Annotated in this window: 22 protein-coding genes and 1 pseudogene; 5 read left to right on the top strand and 18 right to left on the bottom strand. The window is 59.2% G+C overall.

Annotation, left to right across the window (positions count from 1 at the left end):
- Nucleotide 1: 1 nt before the first annotated feature.
- From ACIPIN_RS08890 to ACIPIN_RS08820, 15 genes are all read right to left on the bottom strand, one after another.
- Entirely contained in the window at nucleotides 2-472 is a 471-nt protein-coding gene (locus tag ACIPIN_RS08890; protein ID WP_401117583.1) for a single-stranded DNA-binding protein, read from the bottom strand.
- Entirely contained in the window at nucleotides 469-987 is a 519-nt protein-coding gene (locus ACIPIN_RS08885; RefSeq protein ID WP_401117581.1) for a DUF3158 family protein, read from the bottom strand. The genes ACIPIN_RS08890 and ACIPIN_RS08885 overlap by 4 nt, the downstream gene beginning before the upstream one ends.
- Nucleotides 984-1,739, bottom strand: coding sequence for a PFL_4669 family integrating conjugative element protein (locus ACIPIN_RS08880; protein WP_401117579.1), 756 nt, complete (start codon nucleotides 1,737-1,739; stop codon nucleotides 984-986). Before ACIPIN_RS08880 ends, ACIPIN_RS08885 begins: the two co-directional genes overlap by 4 nt.
- Nucleotides 1,740-1,981: 242 nt before the next feature.
- Nucleotides 1,982-3,172, bottom strand: coding sequence for an STY4528 family pathogenicity island replication protein (locus tag ACIPIN_RS08875; RefSeq protein WP_401117578.1), 1,191 nt, complete (start codon nucleotides 3,170-3,172; stop codon nucleotides 1,982-1,984).
- A complete protein-coding gene (locus tag ACIPIN_RS08870; protein WP_401117576.1) occupies nucleotides 3,169-3,717 on the bottom strand; it encodes a DUF2857 domain-containing protein in 549 nt (182 codons plus the stop codon). The genes ACIPIN_RS08875 and ACIPIN_RS08870 overlap by 4 nt, the downstream gene beginning before the upstream one ends.
- Nucleotides 3,714-5,297 carry a ParB family protein gene (locus tag ACIPIN_RS08865; RefSeq protein WP_401117574.1) on the bottom strand — a complete coding sequence of 528 codons (1,584 nt, stop codon included), beginning with the start codon at nucleotides 5,295-5,297 and terminating at the stop codon, nucleotides 3,714-3,716. Before ACIPIN_RS08865 ends, ACIPIN_RS08870 begins: the two co-directional genes overlap by 4 nt.
- Nucleotides 5,298-5,307: 10 nt before the next feature.
- Nucleotides 5,308-5,529, bottom strand: coding sequence for a hypothetical protein (locus ACIPIN_RS08860; protein ID WP_401117573.1), 222 nt, complete (start codon nucleotides 5,527-5,529; stop codon nucleotides 5,308-5,310).
- Complete coding sequence (locus ACIPIN_RS08855; RefSeq protein ID WP_401117571.1) at nucleotides 5,529-5,675, bottom strand: hypothetical protein; 147 nt, start codon at nucleotides 5,673-5,675, stop codon at nucleotides 5,529-5,531. Before ACIPIN_RS08855 ends, ACIPIN_RS08860 begins: the two co-directional genes overlap by 1 nt.
- Nucleotides 5,672-6,535 (bottom strand): ParA family protein, encoded by an 864-nt coding sequence (locus ACIPIN_RS08850; protein WP_401117664.1) that lies wholly within the window; start codon nucleotides 6,533-6,535, stop codon nucleotides 5,672-5,674. The genes ACIPIN_RS08855 and ACIPIN_RS08850 overlap by 4 nt, the downstream gene beginning before the upstream one ends.
- Before the next feature lie 5 nt (nucleotides 6,536-6,540).
- Entirely contained in the window at nucleotides 6,541-6,774 is a 234-nt protein-coding gene (locus ACIPIN_RS08845; protein WP_401117569.1) for an AlpA family phage regulatory protein, read from the bottom strand.
- 108 nt (nucleotides 6,775-6,882) lie between these two features.
- Nucleotides 6,883-7,638, bottom strand: coding sequence for a hypothetical protein (locus tag ACIPIN_RS08840; RefSeq protein ID WP_401117568.1), 756 nt, complete (start codon nucleotides 7,636-7,638; stop codon nucleotides 6,883-6,885).
- Nucleotides 7,639-8,044: 406 nt separating this feature from the next.
- A complete protein-coding gene (locus ACIPIN_RS08835) occupies nucleotides 8,045-8,860 on the bottom strand; it encodes an enoyl-CoA hydratase/isomerase family protein (RefSeq protein ID WP_401117566.1) in 816 nt (271 codons plus the stop codon).
- A 17-nt stretch (nucleotides 8,861-8,877) separates the two neighbouring features.
- Nucleotides 8,878-9,702 (bottom strand): enoyl-CoA hydratase/isomerase family protein, encoded by an 825-nt coding sequence (locus ACIPIN_RS08830; protein ID WP_401117564.1) that lies wholly within the window; start codon nucleotides 9,700-9,702, stop codon nucleotides 8,878-8,880.
- A 19-nt stretch (nucleotides 9,703-9,721) separates the two neighbouring features.
- On the bottom strand, nucleotides 9,722-10,621 hold the full coding sequence (locus ACIPIN_RS08825; RefSeq protein WP_401117563.1) for an alpha/beta hydrolase: 900 nt from the start codon (nucleotides 10,619-10,621) through the stop codon (nucleotides 9,722-9,724).
- A 198-nt stretch (nucleotides 10,622-10,819) separates the two neighbouring features.
- Nucleotides 10,820-11,185, bottom strand: coding sequence for a nuclear transport factor 2 family protein (locus ACIPIN_RS08820; RefSeq protein WP_401117561.1), 366 nt, complete (start codon nucleotides 11,183-11,185; stop codon nucleotides 10,820-10,822).
- A 117-nt stretch (nucleotides 11,186-11,302) separates the two neighbouring features.
- Here ACIPIN_RS08820 and ACIPIN_RS08815 point away from each other — a divergent pair, with 117 nt between their 5' ends.
- Nucleotides 11,303-12,229 (top strand): AraC family transcriptional regulator, encoded by a 927-nt coding sequence (locus tag ACIPIN_RS08815; RefSeq protein ID WP_401117559.1) that lies wholly within the window; start codon nucleotides 11,303-11,305, stop codon nucleotides 12,227-12,229.
- Nucleotides 12,230-12,666: 437 nt separating this feature from the next.
- Here ACIPIN_RS08815 and ACIPIN_RS08810 read toward each other — a convergent pair whose 3' ends face one another.
- Entirely contained in the window at nucleotides 12,667-12,906 is a 240-nt protein-coding gene (locus ACIPIN_RS08810; protein WP_401117558.1) for a BsuBI/PstI family type II restriction endonuclease, read from the bottom strand.
- Between the two features lie 97 nt (nucleotides 12,907-13,003).
- On the opposite strand from ACIPIN_RS08810, the gene ACIPIN_RS08805 reads away from it, so the two are divergent.
- Nucleotides 13,004-13,348 carry an EthD domain-containing protein gene (locus ACIPIN_RS08805; RefSeq protein WP_401117556.1) on the top strand — a complete coding sequence of 115 codons (345 nt, stop codon included), beginning with the start codon at nucleotides 13,004-13,006 and terminating at the stop codon, nucleotides 13,346-13,348.
- Nucleotides 13,349-13,449: 101 nt separating this feature from the next.
- Here ACIPIN_RS08805 and ACIPIN_RS08800 read toward each other — a convergent pair.
- Nucleotides 13,450-13,704: pseudogene (locus ACIPIN_RS08800) on the bottom strand (IS110 family transposase); the annotation flags it as partial.
- Nucleotides 13,705-14,432: 728 nt separating this feature from the next.
- Here ACIPIN_RS08800 and ACIPIN_RS08795 point away from each other — a divergent pair.
- Nucleotides 14,433-15,317, top strand: coding sequence for a LysR family transcriptional regulator (locus tag ACIPIN_RS08795; protein ID WP_401117554.1), 885 nt, complete (start codon nucleotides 14,433-14,435; stop codon nucleotides 15,315-15,317).
- On the opposite strand, the gene ACIPIN_RS08790 is transcribed toward ACIPIN_RS08795, so the two are convergent.
- The gene (locus tag ACIPIN_RS08790; RefSeq protein ID WP_401117553.1) at nucleotides 15,314-15,463 is read right to left on the bottom strand and encodes a hypothetical protein; all 150 of its coding nucleotides are present in this window, start codon (nucleotides 15,461-15,463) and stop codon (nucleotides 15,314-15,316) included. The two genes, ACIPIN_RS08795 and ACIPIN_RS08790, sit on opposite strands and share 4 nt — an antisense overlap.
- Before the next feature lie 454 nt (nucleotides 15,464-15,917).
- Between ACIPIN_RS08790 and ACIPIN_RS08785 the strand changes: the two genes are divergently transcribed.
- Nucleotides 15,918-17,141, top strand: a complete 1,224-nt coding sequence (locus tag ACIPIN_RS08785) for an MFS transporter (protein WP_401117551.1) — start codon at nucleotides 15,918-15,920, stop codon at nucleotides 17,139-17,141.
- A gap of 73 nt (nucleotides 17,142-17,214) precedes the next feature.
- The coding region (locus ACIPIN_RS08780) for a Gfo/Idh/MocA family protein (protein WP_401117550.1) at nucleotides 17,215-17,518 on the top strand (304 nt) is incomplete at its 3' end.

Raw genomic sequence — 17,518 nt, 5'->3', positions numbered from 1 at the left:
GTCAGTCCGTAGGTGGCTGCCCTCTGCGCTTTCTGGGTTTCGACGCAGGTGAACCGGTTTGCTCTGTATTTTGCCCGACGTGTTTCGCAGATGCTGTCTGTTCACTGGATCGTTCCCGCATAACCACGCTGTGCACCCGGTGAGGCAGGATGCCGACTCGACGGGCCTCGATCTTGAAGGTCACCCGCGCATTGTCTTCGCTGTCCTCCCACTCATCGCGCACCGTACGACCTTCGACTAGCACGCGCATGCCTTTCTGGAACAGCGTGCTCCAGTGTTCAGCCTCGCGGTGCCAGAGCTCAACCGGCGCCCAATAGCCGCCTCGATCTTCATAGCTACCATCGCGTGGCACGGGGTTGTCGAAGTACACATTCAGCCGTAGCAAGCGCCGTGGCTCGTCATTGCCTGATGGAAATTCCTGGAACTCTGGCGCACTGCCGATATTGCCTTCGCCGACAAAAAAAGTACTCATCCTGATACCTCCACTGCGGTTGTGAGTTGGCGCAGTAACCGTTCGGCACTGGCCATTTTGATCGCGCAGGTCGAGGCCTGGCGGTAGAGCGAATGCACCACGCTCATCTGCAGGTTCAGTGCAATGCGCTCGCGTTCGAAACGGTGCAATCCCTCGCGTACGACCTGCGGCAGGGTTTTGTTGCAGACCTGGCGTTCCCAGACTGCAACCCCCATACGGGCGAAGTCACGGGTGCGCCAACGCAAAAAGGTGCTGCCAGCGCTGGTGTTCTGCAGCAACAATCGAATATCCAGCAGTGAGTAAGGGGGCTGTCCGGCTTGCTGCACAACAGCCTCCATCAGGTGACATAACTGCGCCTCGATTTCCCTCGCCACCTGTGCCAGATGGTCCAACTCCCCCTTACCCTTAAAAGGTTTTAAAAGGCCTTTTAGGGAGGCTGCGTGTTCGAGCTGTCGATAGGCATCGGATGTCAACGCTTCGAAGGGCATTGGTTGAGCCGAGGTCAGAGGATTCATGCTTCGTCCTCCAGCACGTCCACCGTCGCAGGTGGCTCTCCCGCTTCCTCTGCCAACGCGTCAGCGTCATCCACTGGCACAGCACCACGACGAATGATCGGCGGTGCGAACTGGGAACGACGGACGCCCGCGAGGATATCTTGCGGCGGCAGGCCGAACTTCTCGACGGCCGCACAGGCACGAGCGTTGTTCGCCGCCATGTCATCACGCGTGACGCCGGCATGCCGATAGCGCTGTGCCTGACCGAACAGGCTGCGCAGCAGATGGGCGCCGTCGTCGATCCAGGCTTCCATGTCGATACGGCCGATCAGGGCGGTGTGATGGGCCAATAGGGTCCGGCGCACCAGGGTGTCGTAGTCGGTCAGCAGGTAGACCGCCAGAAAACCCAGCTGGCTGCCGATGTACAACGGCAAGGTGACGGGGTGGATGTTGAGGTTGTCGCTCATGTCGATCTGTGTCGGCAGCTCTTGTCTGATCCGATCTAGTTGTTGGGTCAGTTCCAACATCCCAGCCTTGGCCTGCATCAGTTTTTCTTCGAGTTGCACGATGGCCCAGTCGGCATAGGGATCGTCCTGGGCCGCGGTTTGTTTGATCAGGTTGGTGACACTGATGTAGCCGGCCATGCCCATGATCGAGTGGACGCCTTCGCGTGGGGTCCGACCTTGCCAGATACGGGCGGCGTGGTGAGTGTGCAGGGTCAGGGTGATGCTGCTGCGCAATGACCCCAGGTTGAGTTGATAGTGATCGGCCACGGTGTTGTCCTCGCATAGGCTTGGACGGGAACGTTGCGACAGATGATGGTCAAGGGAAGCCAAAAAGCTGAATGCGGTCTGTTCGGTTTGGTTTGAGAGGGTTAATTTCGGAGACGTTCGCGAGTGACGCCGGTGGAATCATTTCCATGGATGGAGATGGCCGTACCGGTCGGATTGCGCAGATTCGGCCCTTTGCGATCTCACAGTAGAGCTCAGTAGATTTGATGCCACTGGCATCAAATCTACTGATGTCCAGGGCGTCCGCCGCGCAGTTGGCGTAGCTCATTCATGCACGCTTGGGCGAGGGGGGATGCGGGTTCGCCCTGTTTTCGGGACGGGCGTGACGGTGCCGTTGGGGGCGGATCTGCAACGGGTGAGGGCTCTGTCTGGCCTGCCCAAGGACGAAAGTCGCCTTTCAGTGCGCGCTGGATTAGGCCCATCAGATACGCCGCTGGCTTGCGGATACCACCGGCCGCACAGCGTGCGCCCGCTTCGTTGAGCACTGCCTGACGATCCGCTGGTTTGAGCTTGTTCAGCGCCACGGCGACGGCCTGACGTTCGCTTGGACTCAGGTGCAGCGGATCGGGCCAGTGCAGGTTATCCACCGCTGGGGTCGCGCGCGGTACAGTACAAGTACTTTCTTTTAATACAGTACAGGCGGCGTTCGGATTCCGAACAGTGCCGGAAACACTGGCGTTCAGGCCTGATTCGGAATCCGAACGAGGGCCTGCACGATTCCGAACGAGGTGATCTTCCCCCAGTTCGGAATCGTGTATTGTGGCATCGCTTGCCTGATCCAATCCTTGGTCCATCCAGTGATCTCCCCAGCTCTCGAGCCGTGTGGGTAGCTGACCTAAATCGATACGGGTGTCCTGGCGAACTTCTTCCAGAACATGCTGAGCGACAATGCGCACAGCCTTGGTCGCATGACCGAGGGCATGTCCGACTAGCTCCAGGTAATCCTGATCCAGTTCCATGGCTTCGGCGGGGGTTAACGGCTCATCGTGCAGGACGTACAGAGAACCTTGTAGGCGCCCGCTGAGCTGATCGCGGCCACGACTCACCAAGCTGAGCCAGCGGGTTAGTCTGAGCATCGTCAAGACGCGAGCAATGGTTTCTCGGGAGGCTGACGCGCCGTAGGGCACGCTCGACAGGTAAGGCTGCAAATCCTCATAACGCGGTGTGACCACACCCTGGCCTTGCAGCATGAGTCGAAACACCTGCCAGGCATTACGTTCCAATGGCGTCAGCCGATGATCCAACAGCAGGCGACGCGGCACGACTTCGTGTGATTGGCCACTGAACAGAAAGCCAGCGTGCAGAGCCTGGTTGGAGGGTTGCTCAGTGGTAGGGCGTGCGGGCCAGCGTTCACTCAGCTGTTGGGTGCATTGCTGCAGGACACGCTGCCAGCGACTGGAAGGGGCAATGTTCATGTGCGGTTGCTGTACTGGTCGATCTGCTGCCAAACGATGGTCAAGCTGATCTGTTGCTCCTCCGCCAGCATCATCATGGCGTCGAGCGGATCCTCGGTACCGTCCTGAGCGCGCAGCTGGCACCAACGCTGCCAGAGCGCGTGTTCCTGCGCTTCGCTCAAATGCTGAGGGCGGCCCTTACGGGTTTCTATCTTGAGCAGACGTCGGCGCAGGGCGGTTTCCGAATGCGCCAAGCCAAAGCACTGGTACATGATGGTGCTACTGGCGCCGAGCTTGAGCGCTCGGTTGATCAAGCGCTCGTTGTGCTCGTCGCGTTCGGCTTGCTCGATCAAGCGATGCAGCACCGGCGAGTCAATCTTGACCTCAACCCAGGAGACGGTGGCATGGGCCAGGCGCGACAGCGTGGTGGGCGGTAAGGATTGCAACAGGTAGATGTCGTTCTCACCCAGTCCGAGTGCCTTGCAGCGTTGCAGATTACCCAAGCGCAGCTCATGCAGCACCTGGGTCAGCATGGCCTGGTTGAGCACATTGAAGGATAGGTTCATGGCAGCTCCTCCGCTGAGTTGTCTTCATGGGTAAGCGTTAAGTCGATCAGACGTCGGGCCAGGCGGATCAGGCGATACAGTTTGATTAACAGACTGTCGGGCAGTCGTTCCAGTCCCACATCCACGGCGGGACGATCAGTCAGCGGGAGTTGATAGACCCCCAACAACAGCTGGCCGAATAGGGCTGAGGGCAGTTGCTTGCGATCCTCCCAGTTCACGTCGTCTTGAGCGCGCAACAGGGCCAGGAGCATTAGGTGAATGCCGGTCGCGCGAGGCGCAGTAAGATCAACTTGCTCGATGTTGAGGGCGAAGCCCAAGCCAAGCTGCTGATCGATGATGCTCTCGGGATGTCCGGCATAGGTCGCCATTTCCCGCGCCAGTCCGGCAATGGCTAAACGCAGTTGTTCGGGAGTGTCCAGTGCTGGAGCAATGGTCCAGATGTCGTCGATCGTGCAGGTTTCGACGGTCGGTGTTACTTCAGTGGCGGTCTCGCGATCAATCTGTTCACGAATCTGTTGAACGCGTGACGGACTGACCGCTGAGACGACATTCCTTTCAAGCGGTGTAAGCAGTTCCTCGAGCGTTGGTTCGATCTGGGGCTTGGTCTCTGTTGATCTGGGATGGGGCTCGGAGGAGGGAGGTCCTGCCGCGGCTTCATTCTCGCTCGGCAGATGGTTGTTCTCTGGAGGCGTGGTGACGACAACGCCAGGCGTCGAGATGAGCCGTTGGGTATCGCTCAGCTCCAGAGCCAACATACGGTAGGACTGTCCAAGCATCCGGCTCATGCGCTCGAGCAGTTCATCCTGGATCTGCTCAAGGTCGAAGGAGTCGGGGTCGGCATCGAAGTAGCCCAAGGTATCGAGCCAAAACTCGGCGAACGCTATGGTGGTGGTTGGATAACGGTTCCAGGTTCGTTCAGCCTGACTACGCAGACCGATCAGGCGTTCGATCTGGGGTTTACCCAATCCGGCATACAGGGTTTGTGGAATGGCGGGCAGTAGGTGTTCGAGGGTGTCTAGCATCCGGCTGATATGCGACTGTGATACCGGATAGCCCCCAGCTGAGAGATGTCGTGCTAGTTCACGTTGCGAGAGCACAGCTCCATCTGGTTCGAGCATGGATTTGAGTTTGGCTACAGCCAAAGCACGTTCAATGAAAGTGAGTTGGCCATGCAGATCGCTTTCGGCCAGATGGCCGAGTAGGGCGGTGATTTCATCGGTCCAGGGTCGGAACAGGCAATGAATGCGAAAGAAGCGCTCGTCGCGGGTTTCCTGCCACAGCTCGCCGAGAATCGCCAAGCGAGTATTGCCGCCGTTGCGGATGATGAACGTCGGTTCTCCCGGGCGGCGGGTAATCGGTGGTGGTTGATCCAAGCCGCGTTCACGGATCGAGGCCTTGATATCGTTGTACAGTGGATTACGGACGAAACGAGGGTTGTGCTCATACGGCCGCAGTTGCTCCAGGGTCACCAACATGGGTGTGTCGACGATAGGATCGCCGACTTGATCCACCTCAAGGCTGTGCACGAAGTTCCCTGCCCGTAGATTGCCGGTTATGTCCTCCTGAGTCGGCTTTTTCATACGCTACATCTCACGATGGATGACCGCTCAGATAGTCACCGACTTGGACTCTGACGATCTCCACGGTACCTGAGCTTTCAAAGTGCTGAGACAGATCGAGTAGAAGCTCACCTATGGCCGGTCGGCCGCCTTGCAGGCGGAACAATACGGTGCAGTACTCCTCATCCATCAACTCCTGCGCGGGATATACGGTGAGTGAATGAGGTAGTGTTTTTGCGACGTCATGGCGCATCAGGAAGCTCCTTGCCACACGGAGTTGGCATGCAAAGTGGTAAAGCGGGTTTGCTCGGCAATGAATGCGACCCGCAGCATGAGTCCGCCAAGTACCTCTTGCTCCGCTTCCAGCGAATAGGGCAGTGTCAGATTGGCAGTCGTCATAACGGTCTCTTCGAGCTGGGGCCCACCGAGGAAATTACGGCGCTCCACTCGGGAAACAGCTCGATGGCCAAGGCGCGCATGGTTTCCAGCGCTGAGGGCGAGCGTCGGCTGCTCGGGCGGTAAGCCTCGACCTGGTGAACGGGCAGGCCGAGGGAGGCGGCATTCACGTAGGCCACCCGATTGGGGATTGCGGTGTTCAGAAAGGCAATCGACGGTGTCGTCGCGTAACTGTCCCGCAATCCGCGTACGATCATCCGTGCATCCAATCTGACCGGGTCCACCTGATTCAGCAGCAACCGCAACGGTGGTACTGCAATGCCGAGGTGACGGAAGGGGTTCAGGTCGCCGAGGAGTTTCAGTGTGCCGCGGCTCAACTCGCGTGCCGCGAGCATTTCTGGGGTTATCGGGGTTATCGGGGTTATCGGGGATATCGCCAGGTCAGAGGCGAGGACCGCCATTTCCAGCAGCACGCTGCGCGCGCCCAGGGTATCAATCAGCAGCAGGTCGTAGTGCTCGCGAAAGTCATCGAGCAGATTGCGCAGACGCATCCGTCCGTCCGGCGCATGCAGCAGCAATATGTTTAGCCTGCCTTGATCATCGTTGGAGACAATCAGATCGAGGTTATCCAGGCTTGTGCTGGAAATGATTTGAGTGCGATCGGTTAGGTGGAGCGCGATTAGTTCGTAGGCCCCTGCAGGCGCTTCATAACCCATCGGGAAGTAACTGGATAACGTGGGTTGGCTGTCCAGATCCAGCAACAGCACGCGTAGGCCAGCATCGGCCAGGAGGCCGCCGAGATTGGCGGTCACCGTGGTCTTACCCACGCCACCCTTGGTGGAAATAACCGACACTACCCGCAGGGTCATCACGACGCCTGCTGCGCCAGGCGTTCGGTGATCCACCGTTCGATCTCCAACGAGTCCCAGCCTACGGCACGAAGCCCAATACGTTTAGCTAGGGGGAACTTACCTTCCCTCATCAAGTTGTAGATGTGCGCCCGCTTAAAGCCAGTTTTTCGCTCCACTTCGTCGCGACGCATGATGTGACGCTCGGCCGGTGGGTGAGGGATGTCAGCGAGCGGGACGGATGAGCTGGACATGATGGTCACTCCTGGCGCCACCTGGCGCGTGATGGGAAGTGACCTGAATTGAATAGCAGAAAAGCGTGAGAGTCATTGCACTGCAAGTCAGGACATTGCAGTGCAATGCTATGGTTCAGGTGGTTTTTTGAGGCTACGATTGGCTGCAGCAAATTTCGCGTCTAGCGTCCGTTTACTGAGACCGGGAATGTCATTGTGGCGTGCGGTCACAGCATCGACGATTGCTGATTGACTAGTAAACACGGAGAGAGGCTTGCCCGCAGGTGACGAGTCCAAGAAGGTGTTGAGCAAGGCGCCGATTATCTGCAGGTAGGTGTGTTCGCTTCGCTCGCTGAGCTGCCCCTGGGTAGTTACCAACGATTTAAGCCTTTCCTTTTCAAGTCCCAGCGCCCTAAGGTCAGCTTCGACATCTTGGAGCTGACGTTGCATAGTATCCCGCTCCCGCAGGAGGGCATCCCGCTCGGCCTGGAGTGCAAAGTAAACACCCAGGCTAATTTTGTCTCGAGTATCGTCGCCTGACTCGAATAGAAAGTCGGGTCTCTGATCGGGGTAGTAGATCTGCATCCAATGACGCAGATCCGAATGTCGAACCGTCAACAGAGTGAGCTCCACGGGGGTACCCCGGGGCACCGAAATACCTAAACAGCCATACGGCAATTCGCCATTGCGGACGGCGTCATAAATTATTTCGGTATTGGTTTGTAGGCATGGCCACTGGGGAAACAGGAGCCTGAGTTCCTCTGGGTGGGACCAAGCAGCCTGCAATATTTGCGTTTCAAAACGAATGAGCTTGCACCAACGCAGTGCTGCGTCGATGGGCCGATAGAAAATTTTAGCCTGCGGATTAAAGTTGGTCGAAGGCATGTGCGAACGGACCTCCATTTCTAGATCGCAAGCTTCGCCAACTCCTACAGGATCATACCCCTGAGCGTACCAGCGAAGGTGGTGCTATCCTTCTCCTCGTCAAGCACGATAACGACGCAACCAGTTGCGAGCATCGAGACTTTCTTTGCCAGTTGTTCCCGCCGTACGTCGAAAAAAGAAAAACCAATAGGCGACGCGCGACGCCCAAACATCAAAATCCCGAAGTCCGACAAGGCGACCTTGTACGACAACGACGACCCCTATATCGGGCCGGACAGGCGCGACTGTTCGCTCCAGTTGGCGTCGAACTCAAATGTCAGACATGACTGCCGCCATTTGGAGTGCGGGATAGTCGACATAGCCGCGCGCATCGCCGGAGGCCAAGAAGGCCACCACCGGATCGATGTCATCCGGCATCGCCGGACCGGCGCAGGCCGAACAGAGCCCCGCGCTGCGCCGGCGGCACCGCTATATAGCTGCGCATCTTCGCGAGCCCCTCGTCGGTCAGTAACGTGTCGGCGAAGCAATGAGCCTCAAGTTTCTGTCCGGTCGCAAAATCGGTATCGACGCTTGCGTAGACACAGCGCTTTACTGCGGCCAGCGCGAACGCTGAAAGCCTGCTCAATTCATCGGCGAGTTCCAGTGCGCGTGCGGCAGCGTCGTCCGCCAGTTCGTGAACGAGGCCGAGCGCCAGCGCGTAGTCCGGGTCGACGACGCTACCGCGTAGAATGAAATCGAGCGCGCGGCCGACGCCAATGAGACGCGGCAGGCGCTGGGTGCCGGCGCCACCCGGCAAAAGTCCGACCTTGACCTCGGGAAAACCGATCCGATGCTCGCCGCGTGCCGCAATGCGGATGTCACAGGCCAGTGCCAATTCGAAGCCGCCGCCCATCGTATCGCCGTTCATCGCGGCAATCACTGGTTTCGGTAGGTTCTGTAGCGCGTTCAACAAGGCGTGGTAATCGTCGTTGAACGCCGTGCCCGAACGGCGTAGCTCGTCACGGTCTTCGGCGTAGGACAGCAGCTCTTCGACGCTGTAGTGCGTGATGAATTTTCCGGGCACGCCGCCCGTCAGTATGACGACCTTGACAGCCGGATCGCACCACTCCTCTATCAGTGCAGCGAGCTCGGTCGTGCCGGCGGTTGTGAAGTAGTTCATCGGCGGATCGTTGTACGCCGCCGACACGATACCGTTTTTGTTCGTTACGTTCCAATGGGCCATAGGGTCCTCCATCTCGATCAAGGTTTTTCGGGAAAGCGCGCGAGGTTCATGCCGAGTTCGTCTTCCATTGGTCCTTTCATCTGACCGCCGTTGGCGAGCATCCAGGTAAGGCGCTCTTGCACCTCCGGCAACTGGATTTCCTTCCAGAAGCGCGCCGAGTCCTCGTTCAAAACACTCGAGCTGATCGGACTTGTCTGGTTGACGATCGACTTGACGCTTGCGATGCCTGAGGCAGGAAAACTCGCGATGCGTTGCGCCAGGCGATCAACGAAGTCGCGAATTTCGGCGTCCGGCAACGCTCGGTTGATCCAGCCGTAACGTTCAGCGGTATCGGCGTCGTAGTCGAGGCCGCTCAAGGCCGCCTCGAACGCACGCCCCCGGCCCATCAATTGCACGAGGCGCGCGGTGCCGCCGGCGCCGGCGTGCAAGCCGAGCATAATTTCCGGCTGGCCGATCAGCGCCTTCTCTCGCGAAGCGAAGCGCATGTCGAGCGCCAGCAGCAATTCGCTGCCGCCGCCGCGCGCGCGGCCACGCAGTTCGCCGATCGTGACCTGGTCGAGGTGGCTGATACGCGTGTGCAGCACACCATGCAGCGGCGCCGCACCGAGCGGAGGCAGCACGCGCCCCGCCCCCGGTGCGATATCGAAATGCGCCATGAAGTAGCCGGGCGTATCGCTGCGGAAGATGACCACTTTCGTCTCGCGATCGCCTTCGAGGAACGTGACCAGGCGATCAAGGTCCGCCATCATCGCGTCGGTTTCAAGGTTGATAGGCGGATTGGACAGAGTGACGGTCATCACCGCATGCGCGGTGTGAACCTGTAGAGTTTCATAGTCGGACATGGCGTGTCGCTCCCGTGGCTCAGACAGATAGCAGATGCTCAACGAACCAATCGCGAGCGCCGGCACCGGCGACGTCGAAATCATTGACGTAGGCATCGAAGTGGCCGCCTTTGAGCATGATGAGCTTCTTCGGTTGCAGCGCCTGCTCGTAGGCGGCGAGGGACTCGTCAGCGACGGTGAGGTGGTCCTGTAGCGCGACCATCATCAGCAACGGAGTCGGGCTGACGTCGCGGATGTGGATGCCCGGTTCGTAGCCGAGAAAGTGGTCGAGCGAGCGCAACGTGACCTCGTTGCGAAATGCCGGCGCACGTTCGGCGACGGCGCTAAAAAATGCCCACGAATCCGCGGTCGGCAACGCGCTCGGCGCGGCCGGGTCTTCGGTGACCACTGCGATCATTCCGGGCGGCTTGCCAGCGTAGCGGTTGCGGCGATCTTCATCGAGCAGCGCACGGGTCGGCGCGAGATGGTCGGCGCGGATCAGGCGGCGCGAATTGCGCGCGCCGCTAATGAACGGCACCTGCGAGACCACGCACTTGACGCGACGGTCCTGCGCGGCGATGACGAACACGTGGCCGCCGCTGTAGCTGGAGCCGAAGATGCCAATATGCGCGGTGTCGGTCTCGGGCAAGGTTTCGACGAAACTGATAGCGTCGCGCCAGTCCCGGATTTGCATCAATGGATCGAGTTCCTGCCGTGGCGTGCCGTCGCTTGCGCCGAAGCAGCGGTGGTCGTAGACCAATGAGGCGATGCCACTTTTCGCGAACAGCTCGGCGTACTTGTCGAGGTAGATTTCCTTTACCGAGGCGAAGCCGTGCGCCATCACAACCGTCGGCACCTTGCCTGGGTGCTGGTCCGGCAGGTAATGCCAGCCGCGCAGCAGTGTGCCGTCCTCGGCCTTGAATTCAATATCTTTGCGCATGGGATTTCCTTCGGGTTTATTCGATCACCGGCGTATGGGTCGAGAGGCTGCCCTATAGCCGCCCTCGAGCATCGCAAGTCACTGCGGATACTCCTATGCTGTGCGTTCGATGAAGGAGAGCGGCGACAACGCGACGAAGCTGGCAGCGGCGCGCAAGACCAGCCGCGTATGAATTAGTCTGCCCCCGCCGTCATCCGTTTAGAACATCGTATTCGCGTTGTTAGTCGTCTTCGGCACCGGCTGCAGCACATCCCAGTGCTCCAAAACCTTGCCGTCGGCATCGAAGCGGAAGATGTCGACGCCAGCAGTTTCCTGGCCGCCCCATTCCAGGTAGCGCACATGTACAAAGGCGAGATCGCCATCGATCGCGATGCGCTTGACCTCGCAGGGGATGCGCCCGGCCTGTTTGATATAGCCCAGGATGTCATCGAGTCCATCCGGAAAAAGCGGGTTATGTTGTATGTATGGCCCGCTCACGATCTCCCGATATAGGTCCGCCTGGCCCTGGTTGAAGACTTTGTCGTAGATAATGTCCAGCGCGTGTTGGATTCGTTCTCTTGACATGGATTGCTCCTTTGGGGTTTTTTTGCTCTCCTCATTGAATCACCCCTATGGAGGCTGTCCATAACCAAACGGCGCTAAAATATAGCGGCTCGTCTCAATCTGCCATAGGTTACGGTCATGCATGCGTTGAACAGTTGGTTGAAAGCGATCCACGCGGACGGCTTGGTTCTAGTGCGCACACGCGTGGCGGACCCATGGGGTTTTGCAGTACTACCGCGCGAAGCGGTGGTGTTTCATTTCGTGGCCGAAGGACGTGCTTTCGTACGTCAACCCGAGACGGAAACTATTGAATTGCAGGCTGGTGAACTGGTCTTGTTTCCGCGCGGCAGCGCACACGAAGTGGTGCATTCGCGGCGAGGCAAAGCCATGCCACTGGAAACGTTCCTGGCTATGCGCAATGGCGTCGTCGACCGCGACCCAAAGGCCACCACTATGATTTGCGGCCAGTTCGACATGGACCTGCACCTTGCTCTTCCCGCTTTGCGGGCGCTGCCACAAGCCGTGTCGCTCCGCGCCGGAATGGAACCCGGATGCTCACCGCTGAGCGACACGCTACGCATGCTTCGTAACGAAGTAGAGACGCCGAACTTCGGTAATCAGATTGTGGTGCGTAACCTGCTGTCGTCCTTGTTCGTCTACTTCATGCGAGATTGGGCCGAAGCTACTTCGCCCGCAGCAAACGGCTGGTTTGCAGCCCTGCGCTCGCCGCACATGACACGGGTTCTCGCGCGCATACACGAAGCGCCCGAACGTGCGTGGACACTAGAGGAACTCGCCGAAGAAGCTGGTTTGTCGCGCGCAGCTTTCGTCCGCAACTTCAGTAGCTCAGTAGGTGAATCGCCGCACGGCTATCTAATGCGCTGGCGCATGGGCATTGCCGCTCGGCTGCTCGAGCAGACCGACTTGCGAGTTCGCGATATCGCATCGCGTGTTGGATATCAATCAGAATTTTCGTTCAGCCGCGCCTTCAAATCGACTAGAGGCATCTCGCCAATTCAGTATCGACGCTCGAGCTCCGTCAATTTGCCGCCATCAGAAGTATAGGATTTTCTCGCGCCGGTTTAGCAGCAGTCGCAGTGTCGGCGGCAGTCTCGTCGCTAGTCTTCCCTTGCCGACTCCCGTTGACGACTGGCTGATAACCACACGTTTACGCCAATCACCGGGGAAACGAGAATATGACTGACGAAATCCATTGTACGGACCAGTTGCGCCGGGATAGAAGCAGTCCGCTTGCGCCTGACATCCCCCTCTTAGTGCCACGAAGCAGGGAAATAACACTACGGCTTGCGACGCCACTACCGGATACCTCTGGCTAGGATGGCGGGAGCCGCTTGACGCGCGCCGAGGGTTCACTGTTCGCTCTACGAGTCGTCGTTTTTGACTCGACCGGCTAACAAGGCCATAGTCATTTTTAGGTGTGGGGCGGCCCGCGTTTCACTGGGTTTCCGGCCCCGCCTGGTCGGCGGGAAATACTTGCTGCACTAGGACGGCAGAAAATCTCGCAGCAACTTAACGGCGCCGGACTGCATGCCATCGAAGGCGATCAGATGGCCCGGTTCAGACAAACACCACGCGAAGGAACCCCAGGCTAGGCTCGCAACCGTCTTCTTGAATGCGCCATGCTCCCGGCTCTGAAAAGCGGTGACGAAGGCGGCCTGTTCGGGTTTGAATTTTGCGTCGGTTATGAGCTTGAGAAATTGCGTCCGGCGATCCTCATGCATTGGGCTGTCCCAAAACGGAAACAATTTACCGGATTACCGGACGTTGGAACGTAACTGAAACGGACGCAAGTCGCACACACAAAGGAGGAACAAAACCATGTTAAAAGTACATATTCTTGTCAGGCGCCGATCCGATATGACCCACGAGCAATGCGTGGCTTATTGGCGCGACGTACATGCTCCCCTTTTCGCAAGTCAACCCGACGTGAAGCGCTATGTGCGCCATTACATTCAGTGCTTCATTACCGGGGATCGGCCAGCCGGTCCGAATTTGGGCGACACAGACGGAATTGTGGAATTGTGGTTCGACGATATAGACGGTTTCAATGCCTTCGCCAATTCACCATCGTATCTTAACGTCATCAAGCTGGATGAAGACAGATTTGCCGATCCGAAGAAGTGCGAATACTTCTTTTCGGAGGAACGTACGATCATAAAATAAGCTCCGGAATAAGAGTCGTTTTGAAACAGCGCCCAATCAGAGCTGGCAAGGAGAACGACTAAGTAGCGGGCAAGGCGCAAGGCCGTCTCGGCCGTGATCGCCCGCGCCTGTAATAGCCGCGCCCAGGCCTGCGCGCCCGGACCGGTCTTCATCAGCACTGTCACGCCCGCCGGCAACTGGTGCAGGAACAGATGGAAAGCTTCACGTGACTTGATCCGCTGCTCGTGGATAACCTGGCCGAGGGCATCTTCCCCCGCGACCTGAAACACACTCTTCGCAAGATCCACCGCTACTGTCGTACACGCCGGAAGATCGGCTGGCGACAAGGATTTGTTTATCGCCGTATGCTTGCTCATGGCCTCGCCCTCGCTGTCGTTGGCTTTCATAGAATGCCGCCGTGGCGCATAGACGCCTCGGCTTGGGCGAGTCCATTCAATTACATAGATCGGCCTATTTATGTTGGAGCCGCACCAGATGAATGGCGTGCTCCATATATCGAAGCCCAACGAAAGAAAATCGCCGAACAGAAGCCACCAGCTAGGCAGCGCTTGGCTGCCATTGAGCGGGAACGCCACACTTGGGAAGCTGCGCAAGCAGCTATCCGTGCAAAAAACGCCAGGTTGCTGCCGCCTTAAAGTCTGACGTTTTCGCCTGTAAGCTTTCTGGATTGGCAGAATTTGTGAGCAGGGTCTTTCCTGAGACAAATCTTAGTAAAGGGTCGCTGACCGCTGCATATTCTGGCGGAGGTGCTAAGGCGTTACGCTTGCGTATTTCAACGCTAGCGTATGGGCTTCCGCCAAGCATGATATGGGAGAGTTCAACCTCGCATTCCCAGCCGGATGAAAATTCATATATTTGGAAGGTTCTGATTGAGCACGAGGTCTATCGAGTGCCCAATTGAGCCGAAGCTAGGCGGCAGCGCGCATCACGCGCTGTTGCCGGCCATACTTCCCGCCGGCCGGCTGCCGTCGCAAAAAGTGCGCTTGTTCACCGCTTTCCTCGCTGGCATTTTTGCCGACCCCGCCAGCTGACTCTCAAAATTGCTATCATAGCGGACGGTTTAGTCTTAAATAATGGAGCGGACATGGATAGTTTGAGCGGGATTTCGATGTTCGTCGCAGTGGCCGAGACCCGCAGCTTCACCAAGGCCGGTAACCTGTTCGGCGTCTCGTCTTCCGCCGTGGGCAAGAGCATCGCCCGGATGGAGGAGCGGCTTGCGGTCCGGCTGTTTCATCGCAGCACGCGCAGCATCACGCTGACCACCGAAGGCGCGCTGTTCCTCGAACGCTGCCGCCGCATCTTGAGCGAGGTGGAGGCGGCGGAAGCGGAACTGTCGGAAGCGTCCGGCGCGCCGCGCGGACGGCTGCGCGTCAGCACGCCGCAATTGATCGGTCTGGTCATGCCGGCGCTGGATGGTTTCATGCGGCTCTACCCGGATATCGCGCTTGATGTCGACCTGTCCGACCGCATGGTCGACGTCATCGAAGAAGGGTTCGACGCCGTCATTCGCACCGGCACCCAACATGATTCGCGGCTGGCCTCGCGCCGTATCGGCACCTGCAAGCAGGTGGTGGTCAGCACGCCGGAGTATTTGGCGCAGCATGGCACACCCGCACACCCGCGCGAGCTGGCCTCGCATGGCTGCCTGCTGCACAAATTTCCCGCCACCGGCAAGATCGAACGCTGGCCCTTCAAGCTGGAGGCGGACGAGCCGGAGCCGCTGCTGCGCGAACGCTTGACCTGCACCACCATCGAAGCTATCACGCAAGCCCTGCTGCAAGGGCAGGGCATCGCTTTCCTGCCAACCTTCATCGTGCGCGATGAACTGGAAAGCGGCCGCGTGGTCACGCTGCTGGACGACTACATGAGCCAGACCGTGACGTTTTCCATGCTGTGGCCGGCCAGCCGCTATGCCTCGCCCAAGCTGCGGGTGTTTATCGACTACGTGGTCCAACATATGCGCATCTAGGCATCTAAGCGGCCGGGGATGCGCCGCGAAACCACCAGCTCGAAGCGGGTGTAGCCGTAAGGCACGTATTTGGCGATGTGCCTGCGCTCTGCGCGGTAGGGAATGGAGGCGACGGCGTCGATATTGCCGGCCGCCAGTTCCACCATCAGGCGCACGTTCGGCAGCCAGACAAACTTGATGCGGCAGCCGCTGCGCCTGGCGAGCTACTTGAACACACCCACGCTCATGCCGGCATAGCCGGTCGCCGTGCGAAACGAGGTAAATCCCCGATCGCTGATGCCTACCCGCGTCGCAGCCGGGGGCACGCCGCCATGGCTGCGCCCACATGCATTGCGAACAACAGGTTTGACCAGAAGTTCCGTGGCCTCATCTCGTATCTTTCGCCATTGGGGGGACACGCTGAGTCCAGTGTAGGCCTGCAATTACCCAGGAAAACCTTCCAGCGGTTCGAACACACCGGAACGATCGCATCCGCCCCCCTGCTGACTGCCTCCATATCGGACTTTTTGCTCCTATATGTTCGGAACTGCTGCCTATTTATCCAAGGAGTGAGCGCCCCTACAGTTGCTTCATCGATCAAAACTTATGTGGAGTGACAAAATGGCACAGCAATCCTCCCATCTCATCAAGGGGAACTGGCCCTTGTACTGGCTGGCCCTGGGCACGTTTGCGGTTGGTACTGAAAGTTTCATGATCGCCGGCCTGTTGCCCGGCATGGCGGTCGACCTGGGCGTGAGCGTGTCCACGGCCGGCCAGCTGGTGACGGCGTTTGCCTTTGCCTATGCGCTGAGTTCGCCGGTGCTGACCGCGCTGACCGGACGCATCAATCGCCGCACGCTGCTGATCCTGTCGATGTCGGCCTTCGCACTGGCCAACGTGGCGGCCTGGGCCGCGCAAGGATATTGGACGCTGATGGTGGCCCGCGTGCTGTTGGCCTTTGCTGCCGGACTCTATGTGCCGGGCGCGAATGCCTTGGCCAGCGCAGTGGTGGTACCGGAACGGCGTGGCACCGCGATCGCGATCGTCAATGGCGGCTTGTCGATGGCGATCGCGCTGGGCGTGCCGATGGGGGCGCTAATCGGCGACAGCCTGGGATGGCGCGCCACCTTTGTCAGCGTGGCCGGGCTGTCGGCGCTGGCGCTGGCCGGTCTGCTGTTTGGACTGCCGCAAGGCATAGGTGCCGGCCTGACCACCGCCACGCTGAAAGAGCGCGTCAAGACGGCGGCACAGCCAGCCATCCTGCTGACGCTGCTGGTGACCACGCTGTGGGCCATGGCCAGCTACGCGACCTATACCTATCTTGCGCTATTCATCGGCAACGCCACTAATATCCACGGCGCCGAGATCGGTTTCGTGCTGTTCCTGTGGGGCGTATCGGCCGCCATCGGGCTGGCGATCAGCGGCAAGGCGGTGGATAAGCACGGCCCGCGCGCTGTGATCATTCCCGCCCTGGCGACATCAACCACCGCCTTCCTACTGCTGTCGTTCAGCGCGCACTGGCTGTCCAAAGGCTGGGCCATCGCTCCAGTGCTGGCGGCCGTGATCGCGTGGGGGATTGCGCATTGGGCCTTCTATCCGGCGCAGCAGACCACGCTGGTCGGCACCGCCGGCGTGAAATCGGCGCCCATCGTGCTGTCGCTGAATGCCTCGTTCATGTACCTCGGTTTCTCGCTGGGCGCAGGACTGGGTTCGCTGGCGCTGACCTATGGCGGTTCCCCCAACCTGGGCTTCGTCAGCGCCGCCGCGGCCATCGCCGCCCTGGCCCTGACGTGGGTCATCGGACGCCGTGCGGCTGTCGCCGAAAAGCGCGCTCTGCCTGCCTGACGGCAGCACCGCAATTCATTCACCGTAATTCATCCACCGCAATTCTTATTGACTTAACTTTCAAGGAACTCTTATGACCACCGTAAAAAAAGGCCTGAACCCACGTACCGGTAAAATCCGCGTCGGCTTGGTCGGCGTTGGCACCTGGGCTGAATATGGCCACATCCCGTCGCTCAAGCTGCTGCCGGAATTCGAGATCGTCGCCGTGTACAGCCGCAGCCAGGAAAAGGCCGATGCGGTCGCGGCGCGCCACGGCATCAAGTACGCGCTCAATTCGCTGCAAGAGCTGGTGCAGCATCCGGAAGTCGACTTCGTCCTCGTTCTGACGCCGGCGCCGCATCATGAAGAGGGCATCCGCGCCGCCATTGCCGCCGGCA

Source organism: Pseudomonas sp. NPDC087697, from assembly GCF_044743155.1.
In the GTDB taxonomy this organism is placed as follows: Bacteria; Pseudomonadota; Gammaproteobacteria; order Pseudomonadales; family Pseudomonadaceae; genus Aquipseudomonas.
This window is presented reverse-complemented; position numbering and strand designations above follow the sequence as displayed.